This window comes from Flavobacterium pectinovorum (assembly GCF_900142715.1).
In the GTDB taxonomy this organism is placed as follows: domain Bacteria; phylum Bacteroidota; class Bacteroidia; order Flavobacteriales; family Flavobacteriaceae; genus Flavobacterium; species Flavobacterium pectinovorum.
In genome coordinates this window covers 449,651-466,472 of the sequence record NZ_FRBX01000003.1, presented here as the reverse complement: position 1 = coordinate 466,472, position 16,822 = coordinate 449,651, and the positions used below count along the sequence as shown (strand labels likewise).

The following is a 16,822-nucleotide window of genomic DNA, read 5'->3' as shown; positions in this document are numbered from 1 at the left end:
TGAATAGTATTATGACTCCTTCTCATTATTAATCTCGGCTTCTTCTTTTTTTGGAACGTAGTTTAGCTCTTCTTCAATCTTTTTGCGGTCTTTTTTATTTTGTTTGATCAGAATATAAATCAGCAAGACAACGCCAATAATTATTGCACCTATAATAAACCAGTTGATTTCCATAAAATTGCTATTTAAGTTGATGTGAATTTCCGGATTTTGTTTTCTTAGTTTTGTTTTGATAAAAATTCACCAAACCATAATCCTGATTGTTTGATGGTTCTTTTTTGAGTATCAAAATCAACGTGAATTAATCCGAATCTTGCATTATAACCTTCGGCCCATTCAAAATTATCGGTAAGACTCCAAACAAAATAACCATCAACATTTAAACCTTCGTGTTTAGCTTTTAAAATCTGTTCCAAATTATCCTGTATAAAATGAGTACGTTTAATATCATATACTTTTCCATTTGTAACAGTATCGGGAAAAGCCGCGCCATTTTCGGTTATAATGATTTTTTTGATGTTTTTATAATCGTTAAATCTTTTCAAAACATGGTATAGGGCAGGAGGATAAACTTCCCATCCCATTTCGGTGGTAATTACATTTCTTTTTTCGGCACTAACAAGTTCGGCACCAATATACGGAATCAGCATTGACGATCTTACTATTTCGCGTGTATAACATTGTAATCCGATGAAATCAAAATCAAAAGCGAGATTGTCAAGATCGCCCTTTACAATATAATTGTTGAGTTTTTTAAGCACAGGCAAATCTTCCTGTGGATATCCAAGTCCTAAAATAGGTTCTATAAAAGTTCTGTTTAGCAGGGTATCGACTCTTTTTGCAGCCTGAACATCGGCAGGTTTGTCAGAGAAAGGTTCAATATGCGTACAGGAAAAAGTGGTGCCAATATTTGCATCAATAACTTTATTTCGCAATATTTTTGCGCCTGCAACAGTTGCTAATGTTACATGATGCATGGCTTTGATGTAATTGGTAATTCCTTTTTTTCCCGGAGCATGAATTCCTAAAAAATATCCTGCGCCTGTAAAAACAGAAGGTTCGTTTATCACCATCCAGTTTTTAACCCTGTCGCCAAAATATTGTGCGCAAACCTCGGTATATTCTGAAAACCATGAAACACATTCCCGATTGGTCCATCCGCCTTTTAATTCCAGCGCATGTGGTAAATCCCAATGATAAAGTGTAATCCAGGGTTCAATTTCACATTCAATTAAAAAATTAATGATTTTATTATAGTAGTCAATTCCTGCCTGATTTACAGGATGAACTCCTGTAGGCATAATGCGCGACCAGCTAATAGAAAATCTAAAATTTGGGATATTTAGCTGTCTTACTAACTGAATGTCATCTTTATAAGTATTATAAAAATCGCATGCATTAATGGCGTGATGACCATTTTTTATTTTGCCTTTTTGAGAAGTAAAAACATCCCAGATCGAAGCACCTTTACCTTCGGCATCATGCGCTCCTTCAATTTGGAAAGCGGCTGTAGAGACTCCCCACAGGAAATCCTTCCCAAATTGTTCTTTATTTAGTAGTGAGTGGTCAATTTTATTCATTTAAATATGCTGTCCTTTATTTTTTAGTCATTAATGAAGGAAAGTAGTTTGCATTGCTCTTAAAAAAAGCCATTCTTTAAATGAAGTCAGGAATGATAAGTTGAAGAATTTCATGATATATAGTTTTAATCAAATTAATAAAACATATATAAATTGAGCGTAACCTAAAGGTTATGAAATGGTTAACTATATTTTTTGTCCAAAAAATCAATATTGAATAAAAATTAACAAAAACTTAATTAAAAGAGCTATAAGTGATAATTATGCAACGATATTAGTTAAAATTATCTAAAAATATAAATTATGTAAGAAATGCCAAAAATTATAGAACATACTTCAGCTTCTTTCGGCCTAATTTTGACTTAGTAATTAAAAAATAATTAAAACGAGATCACATCATGAAAAATTTAAAACAAATATTATTCGTAGTAGCATTAAGCTTTGGTATGTTCGCAACATCTTGTAGTAGCGACGATAATGAAGGAGAAACAATTGTTCCAATTCAAGGTAAATTCAACCTAAGTCAAACAGGAACAATCGTTAATGGACAAGAAGTATTGGTAGATGCTCCACAAAATGCAAGTGGATGTAACAGAGATTATTTAGAGTTACGATTAAGTAACACAGCAGTTATAGGTGATTACGACGGTGCTAATTGTGCTTTAACAGAAACTACAGGTACTTACGTAAGATCTCATAATGATTTAACTATCACTGTAGGAAATGTAAGTTCAACATCTGATATCATGAATCTTACTAACAAAGAGCTGAAAATTAAAGATAAAGCAACTGGTATTATTACAGTTTATACAAGATAATTTATTTTTTTGAAGCAAATCCTGACTTCATAGAAGCCAGGATTAAAACGGAAACGACTCCATAAAAGTTGTTTCCGTTTTTTTATTTATGATTATAATGGGATATAGATGTCAAAAGTGGCGCCTTTATCCTTTTCACCTTTGGCGGTAATATAGCCATTATGGTTTTCTACAATTTTTTTTACGATAGCAAGGCCAATCCCGGTTCCGTTATATTTTTCTTTTCCGTGTAAACGCTGAAAAACTTCAAAGATTTTGGTGTTATATTGTTGGTCAAAACCAATTCCATTGTCAGAAATACTGATGTGGCAATAACTTCCTTCATTGGTTAAATTGTCTTCAGAGCTTTTTACCTGATGAATTTTACTTTTTATTTTTATAACCGGCTGAATATCCGGTTTAGAAAATTTAAGTGAATTGCTCACCAAATTATATATTAATTGTCTGAATTGAAATGGGATGATATTAATTTCACAAGATTCCGTATTTTCAACAACTGCATTTTTTAGTTCCAATTCCTCTTTTAGATCTTCTTTTACTTCATTTATAATTTCAGAAATATCTGTTTTTTCGAATATTCTTTCCTGAGTATTTGTTCTTGAATAAGAAAGTAAATCATTAATAAGTGTTTGCATTCTTTTGGCTGCGTTTTGCATTCGCTGAAACTTATCTTTTCCAACATCAGATAAATTTTCAGATTCTCTTTCCATAATCTGCGAAGCAAATGTTTGAATTTTTCGAAGCGGTTCCTGCAAATCGTGACTTGAGATATAGGTAAACGACTGAAGCTCTTTATTCATTTTCTCCAGTTCCATATTATTGCGCTCCAATTCTTCGGTTCTTGCTGCAACTTGCTTTTCTAATTCGTTTGTAAAAGCCTTTTCAGTCTGAATGTCTGTAAAAGCGCCAACCCATTTTATAATTTTATTTTCTTCGTCAAAAACCGGCTCGCCAATAACGGCATGCCATCTGTAATTTCCATCTTTACCTTTTACTCTTACATCGCACTTGTAAATCTCTCCAGTTGCGAGACTATGGCCCCAGATTTTTATATTCTCATCATAATCATCCGGATGAATCATAGCCTTCCATTCAGCTTCTCCATTAGGATGAATGCCTGTATATTCAAACCATTTTCCTGATGCAAACAAAGCGTTTCCTTTTTCGTCTGTTTCCCAGATTAATTGCGGAATACTTTCTGTTAAGGAACGGAATCTTTTTTCGCTTTCTTCTATTTTTTTTCTTGCCAGAACTTTTTCAGTAACATCAATTATGGTCACTTTTATTCCAGAAATGCAGTTGTCTTTCTCACGCATTGGTGCGTATTCAAAATCAATATACATTTCATGACCGCCATTTTTGCCATTAATAAAAATTAACGACTCAGACTCAGAATGTACTTTGCCGGTTGTGTAAACTTCGTTTAATAAATGGGCGTATTTTTGTTCTTTGAGTTCCGGAAATATGTCTAAGATTTTTTTGTCCTGTACGTCACTTTCATTTTTTCGCCAAATATTTTTTAATAAAACATCATTAGCCATTTCAATAATCATATCGCGTCCCTTCAGTATTGCCTTTGGTACAGGAGAATACATAACCAGATTGCGGAATCTTTTTTCACTGTCCTCCAGTTCCTGCTGATTTTTTTTCTCAAGAGTAGTGTCTCTTATAGTTCCTATTAATTTTTCGGGATTATTGTTTTCATCATAAAAAACTTTCCCCTTGCTTTCCATCCAATGTATCGATTTGTCAAGCCAAATCATTCTCGCTTCATACTGTAAATATCCTTTTCTAAAAGCGCTTTTAAGTGCCTTGTTTCGTACAGGCATATCATCGGGATGAATATGTTTTATTAATTGTTCGTGTGTTAATTGAATATGAGTGTCATAACCGCCAACTATTTCAAGATATTTTTGCGAATAAATGGCTTCTTTTGTTTTTACATTCAATTCCCAGGTTCCTAATTCGCTGGCTTCTACAACAATATTCAGGCGTTCTTCGTTTTGTTCTGTTATTTTTCTTGATTGAACTTTTTCGGTAACTTCGGTAACCGTTACTATAATTCCGGATATTTCGCCATTTTCTTCTTTTAAAGGATGATAAAGAAAATCAAAATAAAGATTTTGCAGTTTTCCGAATTTATTGATTGGTACGGGAAGTTCATTTCCGTGATACGGAATTCCGGTTTCCAATACACCAATTAATAAATCACTTACCGTTTTTTCTGTTTCAGGCAACGAATCAAATAAAGGTCTGCCAACAAAGGTTTTTTCTTCTTTGCCTACTAATTTTAAATAGGCTTCATTTGCCATTTCAACCATATAGTCTGAACCACGTAAAATCGTGATTCCAACCGGAGCCTGTTTTACAGTATTACGAAAACGCTTATCACTTTCTTCTATTTTTTTCTTTGCCAGATTTAAATCAGTCAAATCAACTCCCGTATTCATTACACCATAAATATTACCATTTATGTCGTAAAGAGGCGTTAAGCTATAATTAAAATAATAAGTATGAAGTTTTCCGTTTACCGTTAAATCAAGCGGTGTATTTTGAGTATGAAACGATTTTCCTGTTTCAAGAACCTCATTAATCTGCTCAAATACAAGCTGATTATCAAGTTCCGGCAATACCTCTTTAAAAGATTTTCCGATGACATCATTTCCTTTTCCCCAAATATTGATAATAGATTCATTTGCAAGTTCAATCCGCATTTCTTTCCCCACATAAACTGCAATAGGAAAAGGTGCATTATCTACCAATGCTCGTACTTTATGCTCGCTCTCTTCAACTTTTGCTCTCGATAATACCTGAGATGTTACTTCAATTGCCACGGCTACAACGCCAGAAATACTTCCGTCAGGTTCAGTAAGCGCTTCGTAGGCAAAATTGATATAGGTGTCTTCTATTTTTCCATTTCTGGGAAGTTTAACGAGTTGTTCGTTAGCCGTAATTTTTTCGCCCTTTTTGTATACATTATCCAGTAAACTTTCAAGATAATTGTTTTTAGTTTCCGGTAATGCTTCAAAAATGGGTTTGTTAATGACCTCTTCATTTGTAGTTCCCCATAAATGAACCATTTGCTCATTTGCAATTTCAACAACATGATTTTCACCTCTAAAAACACACATTGCTACAGGAGCCTGCATGATATTATTTCGAAATCGGATATTGCTTTGTTTTAAGGCTTCAGAATTTTTTTTCTTTTCAGTCGTTTCAATTACGGTGACCAAAACACCGCCAACTTCTCCGTTTTCTTTTTTGATCGGACTATATGAAAAATCAAAATAACATTCTTCTGTAAATCCATTACGGTTTAAAGGCACCATAAAATCAGGAATACTAACGGATTTTCCTTTCATTACATCCGCAAACATAGGTCCAATGGTTTCCCAAATTTCAGAAAATGTTTCTTTCGAACTAATTCCTAAAGCTTCCGGATGTTTAGTTAAACCCAAAATAGGCCGAAAACTGTCATTGTATAATTGAGTATATTCATTTCCCCATGCAATGTACATTCCAAAAGGGTTATTAAGAACTACAGACAGCATTGTACAAAGACTTTGAGGCCAAAAAGCCGGATCGCCCAAAGGTGTTTTACTCCAGTCTTTAGACCGTATGAGTTTCCCCATTTCTGCGCCACCTTCCAAAAAATACAGCTCTTTATTTGTAATGCCCATTCAAATAAATTTAAGGTTGAAGGATGAAATTTTCTCTTGCAGGTTGTTTAAAATTGCTTTCGGAGGCAATGCTTAAAGCACTTCCAATTACTTTTTTTAATTTAGAAAATTCACCGGGTTTTTGAATATAATAAACAGCTCCTTTTCCGTAAACTAAATCTACAATATCTCTGTCTAAGGAAGTAGAAAAAATAATGACCGGAAGATTTCTATATTCTTCCTGCTGTTTTATTTCCGTTAAACATTCCAGACCATTTTTTCGGGGCATATTTAGGTCAAGAAACAAAATATCGGGTAAATTTTCCGCACCACTTTCAGATAAGAAATCCATAAGTTGTACTCCGTCATTTACCGTTACAAGAGATGTAGGAAGAAGTAATTCGTCGAGAGCCTCTTTAAAGAAGTCACAATCATCTTCGTCGTCGTCTGCAAGTAAAAGATTGTATTGTTGTTTCATTATATTAAGGTAGAAATGTTTTAGCTAATATAAAACTATTTTTTTTACAAATATTAATGTGCAATAAATCAAACTCTATAATTTTTTATAGAGTTTAATAAACCGTATTGTCTTTCCCTTCATTTTTGGAGAAATAAAAGAAGCGAAATTATTTTTCGATATTCCTTGCGTTTTCCTGCAAGGTTTCTCAAATCTTGTAGGTATCTTGATTTAAATAATTAATCCTGCAAGGTTTTAGAAACCCTGCAGGATTAAAACTGTGAATATTTACTTTTTATTATAAAATATAAATAATGAAAACAAGTTTGAAATTAAACCCGCAACCAGCCACGAACGCATCCAAAAAAATAAAAAAGCAGATTTGTTTGTACAATTAATACTGGCTAATGTAAAGGTGATAAAAAACGTTGTTGTCAAATTTTGCAATACTGGAATTAGGTATTTCTTATTTTGAAACCGAACCATTTTCATCTTAATTCAAATTGATAAGTTGAGGTCCGAATTCTTCGTAAAAAATATTTTCCTGACTTACATTTAGATTTACCAAAGCTTCGTATTGTGTTTTAATAAATATTTCGGGACCACAGATATAATATTTTGCCTGATCTAATAAAATAGAATCTTTGCATTTATGAAGATCAACGCGCCCTTGAATTATTTCACTTTGACTATCATTTTCATTTTCTAAAGTGTCATAAAAAGTAAAAGTTTCAAGATGTTTTGCTTCTTCTTTTAATGTTGTAATCTGATTTTTGAAAGCGTGAACAGATTCATTTCTGCAGCCGTGAATCCAGATTGTTTTTTTATTCTGAATGTTGTTTAAATTAGTTTCGAGCATGCTTAACATCGGCGTAAGCCCAACTCCGCCACTGATTAAAACTAACGGATTTGGAGTATCTTTTTCTAAATGAAATAATCCGGCAGGAGCAGAGATTGAAATAAGATCGCCTTCTGATTTTGAATGCAAAGTATTGGAAACATAACCTGATGGATTTGGTGCAATACCGCTTTCTCTTTTTACCGAAATTCTATAATATTCGGGATTAAAAGCGCTTGACAAACTGTATTGTCGGGGTTGTAAAAGTTCTAATTCAGGAACATAAACCTGAACGCTAATAAATTGGCCGGGATGATAATTAGTGATTTCTTTTCCGTCTTCGGGATAGAGGTAAAAGGATTTGATTTCGGTGGATTCTTCTACGATTTTTTTGATTACGAATTTTCTCCAGCCGTTCCAGCTTCCGGGTTTGGCGCTGTTTTCCTGATACATTTCTTTTTCAATATCAATCATAATTTGGGCTAGCTGATAAAAAGCAACTGTCCAGGCGTCTAGTATTTCTGGTGTTGCGGCTTCTCCAACAACTTCGCCAATAGAAGCGATAAGTTGTGTTCCGACGATTTTATACTGGTCGGGCTGGATATTTAAACTTCTGTGTTTTGTTCCAATTCCTTTTAGAACACCAATTAAAACACTCGGATCGTCAATATTTTCGGCGTAAGCCAAAACTGCATTTGCCAGCGCTGATTTTTGTCTTCCGTTTGCCTGATTTCCCATGTTAAACATGTTTCGCAATTCAGGATGATGCGTAAACATTCTTTTATAGAAATAATTGGTAAGGTCTTCGCCGCTTGCTCTTAAAATTGGAATTGTAGCTTTGATAAGCTCTTTTTGATGTGGATTCATTTTTAATAATTAGGATTTGATTAGGATTAAATATTCAGATTCTAAAGCAATAAATGTGTTTAGAATTTGATATTTACAAATTTAAATAGGGCATAAGGCTCTATTTTATGACTCAAATCATAAGAATCAAAAAAGATGGAAATAAGTTGAAGTTGTTTTAGAAGCGAATAACTCCGAAAAAGTTCTAATGAATTTGGGGTTGCGTTAGGGATAGAAGCGGAAATCCTTTTTTTGAGCTTTTTCTGCTCAAAAAAAGATTGGGAGCGGATAGCCCGACCGGAGGAACGCCCAAAAGAACTAAATCCTGATCTAAAAAAGTTTAGCCGCAAATTTGACAAATTCGACACACAATCTAACTTGGTAATTTTTTATTCAGGTGGAAAATAATTGAAATTAATTTACGAATTAAGCCAGTTTTTGAAATTGTTAATTTCTTTTTTACTTAAAATAATAGGTTCAGTATCGGGAACGGAAATGTTAAGCAATAATTCGATTTTTTGGCTCGAATGTTTTACAATTTCCTGAATATGATGCCTGTTGATGATATATTTTCTGTTGATTTTGAAAAATAGTTTTGGATCCAGACTATTGATAAGATCTTTAAGATTGCTGTTGTATAAATAGCTGTTTCCAGAATTGGTGTGAAGGAAAAGATGTTTTCCGGTAGCAAAAAAATAGGGAATAGCCGTGTCATTTATAGAGATGAGTTTGTCTCTGTGATTGACCAAAAAATGATGTTGAATATTGCTTTGGTTTTCAATTTCAACCAAAGATTCAAGAATTGGATTTGGATTGAAAGTTTCCTTGATGTTTTTGTATTTAGACAGGGCTTCTAGTAATTCCTGTTCTTCATAAGGTTTTAGAAGATAATCTATCGTAAAATGTTTAAAAACTTTTACAGCATAAGAATCATATGCGGTAATAAAAATAACGGGACATGAAATGGTTGCTTCTTCAAAAATATCAAGACTTTTTCCGTCTCCCAAATGAATATCCATAAACGCAAGATCTACTATTTTTTCTTTAAAAAAAGCCACAGCATCTTTTACAGATTTTAATATAGTTACTTCACTTATGGTGATAATTTGTTGTTGTTCGAGAATTGATTTCAGATAATTTGAAGCCAGATGTTCATCTTCAATGATGGCAATTTTCATTTTCCTTTTTTTTGCAAAGGTAAAAAAAAAGCTCCGTTAAAAACGGAGCTTAATTTCAATCTACAAGTTTGGATTATTTAAACGTGCATCTTTAGGAAATGGTATCGTATAACGCGGATCATTTTCGATCAGTTTATATTCATTACCTTCACCATCATAATGCAGGATTTCTTTTTGATTATTTCTTCTCAAATCAAACCAGCGGTGTCCTTCTGCAGCAAATTCACGGTGTCTTTCTTCACCAATAAAATCAAGAAGTTCAGTTTGGTTCATTGCATCGATTTCAATACTAAGCTGATTGAAACCGGCAGCTTTGTATCTGTTTTTGATAAAAGTCAGTACAGTAGTCTTTGCCGTTGTAAGATCATTTAATTGTGCCGAAGCTTCTGCTTTAGTCAAATATAATTCAGAAGTTCTGAATGAACATTTTTGAGCATCTTCTCCACCTTTTAAAATAGAAATATCGCCTCCAAATCTTTGAAAATACAAAGCATAACGCAAATCGTTTGTTTGATCGTAGGCATCAGTCAATTCAGATGAAGCGTAAGAAATATTTTTTAAACCAACAACGAAGACATCTTCAAGAGCCAAAATTGATTCTACACCATCGTAACGGTTAGCTAAAACAGGTGTAGCATTTAAATCTACTAAAGCGCTTTTAATAGCTAATGCTTTATCTGCAGATTCTATAGCTTTTGCCCATTCTTTTTGGTATAAGAAAACACGAGTTTCTAATGCATAAATTGCAGCTTTAGAGAAACGATAGTTTAAACCTTTTGACTGCGTGTCTTTGTTAAGCAATTTTTTAGCTTCTTCTTTGTCGGAAAGAATTTGCTCGTAAATTCTGGCTGTGCTTTCAGGAACATACGCTTGCTCTAAATCTACTTTTAAAGCTAAAGGAACTCCTTTGTCTGTACCTGCAGTTGCAGCATCGTAAGGTTTTGCAAACAGGTTCAATAAATCAAAATAAGCATAAGCTCTTAAGGCATAAGCTTCTCCAATTAATTGATCTTTATCATCAGATACCTCAAGTTTACCATTTGCATCATTGATAATTACGTTTGCATAGAAAATAGTATTGTAAAGAGCTGCATACTGAAATTGTGTTGTAATACGGTCTGGAGTTGCATCATTCCAGTGATAAACATCTTTGAAAAAAGGATAATCAGGGCCAAAACTATAAGGATCCAGTAATAATTCATCTCCTCTTAGCGAAGCAAGGTTTTTATGTGAAGGGTAAGTTTCGTAACCTTTTGTAAGTACTGCTCTGTAATCTGTTAATGTTTCCGGAATTACTTTGCCAATTGGCTGTACGTCCAGATAATCATCACAGCTTACCGTAGTAATAGCTGTGACGAAAAAGAATGCATATTTTAATATATTTTTCATTTTAAATCAGTTTAAAAAGTTAAGTTACATCCTATAGATATTGATCTCGGGATTGGTTGCGCATAGATATTTCCGAATGTTTCAGGGTCAAAATATCCTTTGTAATCAGAGCTTACAACAAATAAGTTTCTTCCCTCAATACTAAATCTAATATCTTCCATGAAAATACTGTTAGTCGCTTTTTTAGGTAAAGAATATCCTAAACGCACACTGCTTAATCTCATGTAACTCATTTCTTTTACCCATGTATCAAGTAATGCAGTAGTATTGAACGGGCCTGAATCAGCATACCAGTTGTAAGCCATCCATGTATCATCTCCTGTTCCTGAGTTTCTACCCACAATACCTGGTAAGTTTGTATTGGTATTTGTAGACGAATGCGCATTCAAAATAGCAGTAGAATAGTTTTGTCCAGGATCTACTCTTGTTCCATTATAAGGAGGCGTCTCAACAACAGTTTGTTTAATGTTAAAAGTAGTAGCAATGGTTAGGTCAAAGTTATGTACTTTAAACGTGTTGATAAAACCTCCTGTAAATTTAGGGTCACGATCTCCTACGTAGGTAAATAGGTCTCTCGTTTCCTGAGCTGTTAAGCTCGATTGTGATAATTCTCCAGGGAAAATAAGAGGGTATTGGTCAATAAGGGCAAAAAGGGTATTCGTATTAACTGTTTCTCCTTTTTTATTAATATATAAAGGATAACCATTTTCATCAATTCCTGCTGTTTTCAGGGCAAAGACAGCATTAACCGGATGTCCTTCTCTTGAAGGCAAATAACTATTTTCTCTAATCTGAATACGATCTACATTACTCTTGTTGTGAGAGAAATTAATGTTTGTAGTCCATGAGAAATTAGGACGCTCGATATTTTTTGTTGTTAATGCAATTTCATAACCTTTATTAGACACTTGTCCCCAGTTTAGGTTAGAGTATTCAAAACCATTTTCAACAGGAAGTGATTGTAAACCAATTAAATCAGTACTTTTTCTTCCGTAAACATCAGTTACTACGCTTACACGGTTGTTAAACAAACCAAGATCAAAACCAAAGTTGGTATTGGTTGTTTTTTCCCATCTTAATTTATCGTTTGGCGGAGATAAGACATTGATAGTCTGCTCATTTTGCCCAGGTAAAAGAGTTGTATTACCGTATGCTCCAACTACATAAGGAGAAGTGTTTTTGTCGATATTTCCTTGTAAACCATAAGAGGCACGCAATCTTAATGCAGAGATTGTTTGGTTTTCTTTTAAGAAATTTTCTTCTGATACTAACCATGAACCAGAAAGAGCCCATAATGGTAAGTATTTGTATTTAGGATCTACACCAAATAAATCTGATCCGTCATAACGCACACTACCAAAAGCAGTATATTTTCTGTTGTAAGTATAAGATGCTGTTGCAAAGAATGAAGCAAATGCATTTTCATTCTCTGTTTTTTGATAGGTTCTGTATGTAGCCTCATTAGCAGCATTTGCGTTAGGAAAAATGATTGGTTGAGTAGTTAAAGTTTGAGGGTTATATCCAAAACCTTTAGTTGCGATAAAAGTATTGTAATTTCTTCTTAATTCGCTACCCGCCATTACCTCAACCTCGTGCTTTGTGTTGAAAACAGCACTGTAGTTTAACATCGTTTTCCAGTTGTATTGGAAAAAGTCAGTGTTTGAATTTTGGATAATTCCACCATCAGGAAGGAAGTAAGTAGGAACTCCACCACTAAATCTTCTTGTTTTTTCTCTTTCTTTTCTAGTGTAATATGTTTCTTTATCAGCAAATTTTTCAGAAGCGCTGTTGTCAAATTGAAGACCTACCTGAGTAGTTGCTTTGAAGTTTTTAGTAATGTTATAATCAATATCAAGTATCGCTTTTATAGCTCTGTTTTTTAATTCGTAAGATGTGTTTTCTCTTTCTTCAAGAATATTAAAAGGAACATATACAGAGTTATTACTGTATCCGCTAATATCCTTGTCGTAGTTATAACTACCGTCAGCATTTCTAGGAGTTAAATAAGGGTTTACAGTTCTTGAGTAATTTGCAGGATTTGTAAAACCATCTGTATCTGAAATGTAAGATTTTGTGGTACTTTGTGAACCAAAAATACTAATACCAACACGTAATTTATCACTTACTTCAAAGTTGTTTTTTAAAGTAAGATTGTATCTGTCGAATCCGGTTCCAATTGTAGTTCCTTCTTCATTATAAGCACCCAAAGAGAAATAGTAGTCAGATTTTTCTCCACCACCAGATAAACTCAAACCGTATTGTGTATTTACTGCATCCTGGTACAATAAGTTACCCCAGTTTGTATTGTTGTTTCTTAATGCATTGATAGAATTTTGAGAATCTGTACTTAAAGCTGAAAAACCTCCTGCTCTGTAAGCCCCTAATTCATTAGCGCCATTTAAAATACGAGAAACTTGTCCGTTCTCACTTCTGTAAGTTAAATTTGGATCAGCAGCCATTCCTAATTCAAAATCAACTTTTTGAGATGAATTCATCAAGTTTAATTTAGAAAAGTCAGGTCTTTGTGTAAGGAAAGTATTGGTAGTAAAGTTTACTCTCATATTTCCTTTTCTACCTTTTTTAGTAGTAACAACGATAACTCCGTTTGCAGCTCTTGCTCCATAAATAGCAGTTGCAGAAGCATCTTTTAAGATCGTAATATCTTTAATATCTTCAGGGTTTAAACCTGCGATAGAAAAGTTTGTCAATTGATCGATGTTGTCTTTGTCGTAATTTTGTGGAACATCATTTCCTTCTAAAGGCAAACCATCTAAAACCCATAACGGATCTTGTGGACCTGAAAGCGAAGCTGTACCACGAATTCTCACTTTTGCAAGAGTACCCGGAGCTCCAGTAGCCTGAGTTACGGCAACACCCGTAACCTGACCAATTAATAATTGATCAATACTGGCAACACCCGCTTGTTGAATGTCGATCATGTTAGCCTTACTAATAGCAGAAGTTAATTTTCTGGTTTCGATTTTTTGGTAACCTGTAACCACAACCTCTTTCAATTCTGCAGTTTCAGATTTCAAACTAACATTGTAGTTTTTTTGACTTGTAACTTCAAGTGAAGTAGACTCATATCCGATATAAGTTACCCTTAAAAACTTTACGTTACCGTTTATTTGTAATGAAAATGTACCATCAAAGTCAGTAACGGTACCAAGGCTTGAACTTTGAATTACACCTTTTTGTTGTGTGCTGTTTGAAATAGAAGCATTTTCTACAAAGACAGATACACCATATAGGGGCATACCATCTTTTGAATCTGTTACTTTTCCTTTAATAGTTCTGGTTTCCTGGGCATACCCGGACAGGGCAAGGAGAAAACTCAGCATGTAGAATAGATTTTTCATTCTGGAATTTGGGTTTGGTTAAAAATTTATAATGTGTTGTTTAATGCTCTTTCAATACGCTGAATCAGGTCGAAATAATGGTTTTTAGTTTCCTGGTTCCCGATGTTTCTTTTCGATTTTAATAATTGTAAAACCTGATTTAATTCTCCTTTTTTATCCGATGTTACTTCCGAAACTCTTTTCATGGCAGACTGATTAATATTGCGTGCCATTTTCGAATTATCCAAATAATCACACAATTGCGGCATGTTTAAGTTTTCGTGAATTTCGATAGTCTTTTTAGGTTCTGTTTTTTCAAAAAGTTTGTTTGTTGATACAATTAAAACATCAACATAATTTTTCTGAGTCAGACGCTCTAAAATCGTAAGTGATTTATTCTGAATTGTCGAAGCAAAAATATTCTGGCGTAATGTTTTAAATAATTGCGTTACCGTAAATACATTCTCTTTAGTTTCGTTACGCTGAAACAATTCGTTTTCAGTAATTCGAAGTAAACGTTCGTCGCTCAGCATGCTATAAAGAAATCCGTATTGTAATTCTCTTGCCAATGTATAAGGCGTGTATTCGTATGGTCCTACCGGCGTATCTTTTAAAGGATTTGTTTTGTCTAAAATCGGATTGAAAAACAACCACTGAGGAAGCGTAAGAGTATTTTTTAATAAATAAGCCACAGCTCTTTTTTGTATCTCAGCCGGAACCGCAACATAACTCGCTTTATTATCACCGTGAACAGTAGGATTTAAATAAATTCCGCCAAGATTGCTTAAAACATGGTAGTTGTATAAATTCCACTGACCAATTGCGCCAATATAAAGGTTACCTGTTCCGAAATAAGATTCGTCTTTATCATACGTCCAGTCCAGAATATTGCTTACCACTCTTTTCAGATTTTTCAGTCCGTATTCTCCGGCTTTCATGGCATCATTTCCTAAATCTTCAGATTGAGAACGCGGATCAATTGTAGAGTCTGCGCCTTGTTGTTCTCCATAAAAATAAATAGGATCATTTTGATGTTTCGTAATCAAAGTGTTTAAAGCAGTATGTTCTTCATTTTCGTTAGCATACCATCTGTAACCCCATTCGATAGCGTATTTATCATACTCACCAATTTTTGGTGTAATCGTTTCTACATGATCTTCTGGCTGAGCGATATAATTATATCGGGCATAATCCATAATAGAAGGAGCAGTTCCGCCCATTTTTGCCGTAAAATCCGGAGATCGAAGTGATTCTACATCATAAGCAAAAGAAGCGCCCATGTTGTGTTTTAAACCAAAAGTATGACCCACTTCATGCGATGAAACAAAACGAATTGCTTCTCCCATGTGTTCATCACTAAATTTGTTTCCTCTCGCTTTCGGGTCAATTGCACCGGTTTGTATACGCATCCAGCTATGAAGTGACGTCATCACATTATGCCACCAGATAATGTCTGACTCAATAATTTCGCCACTTCTTGGATCAACAACCGCTGGTCCCATCGCATTAGACTTTTGCGACGCAACATAAGTAATAACAGAATAACGAACATCGTCGATGTCAAAATCTGTATCTTCATCTGTAGGTTCTTTTGCGATAACGGCATTTTTAAATCCCGCTTTTTCAAACGCGATTTGCCAATCACGAACCCCTTGGATGATATAGGAGCGCCATTGTTTAGGTGTCGATGGATCGATATAGTAAACAATGGGTTTCTTAGGCTCTACTAATTCGCCATTTTTATATTTTTCAAGGTCTTCTTTTTTAGGTTCTAATCTCCAGCGTGTTATCAATTCTTTCTCACGCATTGCTTGTTGGTCATCGCTGAAATACCAGTGTTTTTCAGAGAAATAACCAACACGTTTATCTGCAAAACGAGGTTGCATTGGCACTTTATCTAATAATATTATATTACTCGTAACGCCCAGAGTGACTGAAATGGCAATGCCGTCTTCGAAAACCGAAGTGGTAAGCTGAGATTTAACAACTATATTTTTTGGAAACGTTTTCACACTTTCTATATACGAAAGCTCCGATTTTACAGATCCGCTAAGGCCAATATTGCTTAAAACATCGTTGAAACTTTTTTGTTTTCCGTCAAAAACTTTATTTGCTTTGATTACGATCGAAGTAGAATCATTATTTTTTGTTTCAATATCAAAAACTTCTATAATAGATTCTGAAAAATTTGCATTTACCGAAGCCGTTATAGCGTCTCCCGTTGGTGAAGAAACGTTTGGGACAGATGATTTTACCCAAACTTTTTTTGCAACAAGATCTTTATGAAAAGTAATAATCTTGTTTTCATAGTTCATTCCTCTGTTAAGCCCTTGCTCATTAATCGTCATAGGAACGTTTGAAATTTTATTAACCACCAAAAATTCTCTTTGAAACAAAGAATCATTGATTTCTAAATACAAATCTGTTTTTACCTGAATGGTATTAAACAAACCTTTTTTGAATGTACCTTGTTTGATAAGGTCATCGTATTTTTTCCCTTTTGAAGTTTTAAGAGAATCTGCAGCTTGTTCAGTTTTGTCTTTGTCTTTTTTATTCTTTTTTTGAGAAACCATAGTACCGGTACTCAATAGTACAGTTGCTAAAACAACGGTTTTTAGGTTTATCAGCAATGCCTTTTCCCTCATGATGAAAGTTAAGTTTAGGTTAATTTTTGCCGAAATTATTCTGTAAATAATGTTAAAAAAAACAAAATGGAGTG

10 protein-coding genes are annotated in these 16,822 nt (G+C 34.0%); 1 reads left to right on the top strand and 9 read right to left on the bottom strand.

The genetic code is table 11. The features are described 5' to 3' along the window. Nucleotides 1–9 precede the first annotated feature (9 nt). Both BUE22_RS23805 and BUE22_RS12590 read right to left on the bottom strand, forming a co-directional pair. Nucleotides 10–174 carry a hypothetical protein gene (locus tag BUE22_RS23805; RefSeq protein WP_165768485.1) on the bottom strand — a complete coding sequence of 55 codons (165 nt, stop codon included), beginning with the start codon at nt 172–174 and terminating at the stop codon, nt 10–12. A gap of 44 nt (nt 175–218) precedes the next feature. Continuing rightward, nucleotides 219–1,580: a GH1 family beta-glucosidase gene (locus BUE22_RS12590; RefSeq protein ID WP_073395324.1), complete on the bottom strand. Its 1,362-nt coding sequence runs from the start codon at nt 1,578–1,580 to the stop codon at nt 219–221. 446 nt (nt 1,581–2,026) lie between these two features. Here BUE22_RS12590 and BUE22_RS12585 point away from each other — a divergent pair, with 446 nt between their 5' ends. Beyond that, a complete protein-coding gene (locus BUE22_RS12585) occupies nt 2,027–2,398 on the top strand; it encodes a lipocalin family protein (protein WP_243396816.1) in 372 nt (123 codons plus the stop codon). 92 nt (nt 2,399–2,490) lie between these two features. Here the strand turns inward: BUE22_RS12585 and BUE22_RS12580 are convergent, their stop codons facing one another. The 7 genes from BUE22_RS12580 to BUE22_RS12545 all read right to left on the bottom strand — a co-directional run bounded on the left by BUE22_RS12580 (nt 2,491) and on the right by BUE22_RS12545 (nt 16,748). Then, nucleotides 2,491–6,078 carry a PAS domain-containing sensor histidine kinase gene (locus BUE22_RS12580; RefSeq protein WP_073395322.1) on the bottom strand — a complete coding sequence of 1,196 codons (3,588 nt, stop codon included), beginning with the start codon at nt 6,076–6,078 and terminating at the stop codon, nt 2,491–2,493. A 10-nt stretch (nt 6,079–6,088) separates the two neighbouring features. Further along, nucleotides 6,089–6,535: a response regulator gene (locus BUE22_RS12575; protein WP_073395321.1), complete on the bottom strand. Its 447-nt coding sequence runs from the start codon at nt 6,533–6,535 to the stop codon at nt 6,089–6,091. Nucleotides 6,536–7,007: 472 nt separating this feature from the next. Beyond that, the gene (gene hmpA / locus BUE22_RS12565; RefSeq protein ID WP_073395319.1) at nt 7,008–8,219 is read right to left on the bottom strand and encodes an NO-inducible flavohemoprotein; all 1,212 of its coding nucleotides are present in this window, start codon (nt 8,217–8,219) and stop codon (nt 7,008–7,010) included. Between the two features lie 398 nt (nt 8,220–8,617). Next, entirely contained in the window at nt 8,618–9,376 is a 759-nt protein-coding gene (locus BUE22_RS12560) for a LytR/AlgR family response regulator transcription factor (protein ID WP_073395318.1), read from the bottom strand. Nucleotides 9,377–9,436: 60 nt separating this feature from the next. Next, nucleotides 9,437–10,765 carry a RagB/SusD family nutrient uptake outer membrane protein gene (locus BUE22_RS12555; protein WP_073395317.1) on the bottom strand — a complete coding sequence of 443 codons (1,329 nt, stop codon included), beginning with the start codon at nt 10,763–10,765 and terminating at the stop codon, nt 9,437–9,439. 11 nt (nt 10,766–10,776) lie between these two features. Then, nucleotides 10,777–14,124: a SusC/RagA family TonB-linked outer membrane protein gene (locus BUE22_RS12550; protein ID WP_073395316.1), complete on the bottom strand. Its 3,348-nt coding sequence runs from the start codon at nt 14,122–14,124 to the stop codon at nt 10,777–10,779. 26 nt (nt 14,125–14,150) lie between these two features. Further along, nucleotides 14,151–16,748 carry a zinc-dependent metalloprotease gene (locus BUE22_RS12545; RefSeq protein ID WP_073395511.1) on the bottom strand — a complete coding sequence of 866 codons (2,598 nt, stop codon included), beginning with the start codon at nt 16,746–16,748 and terminating at the stop codon, nt 14,151–14,153. Nucleotides 16,749–16,822: the final 74 nt, after the last annotated feature.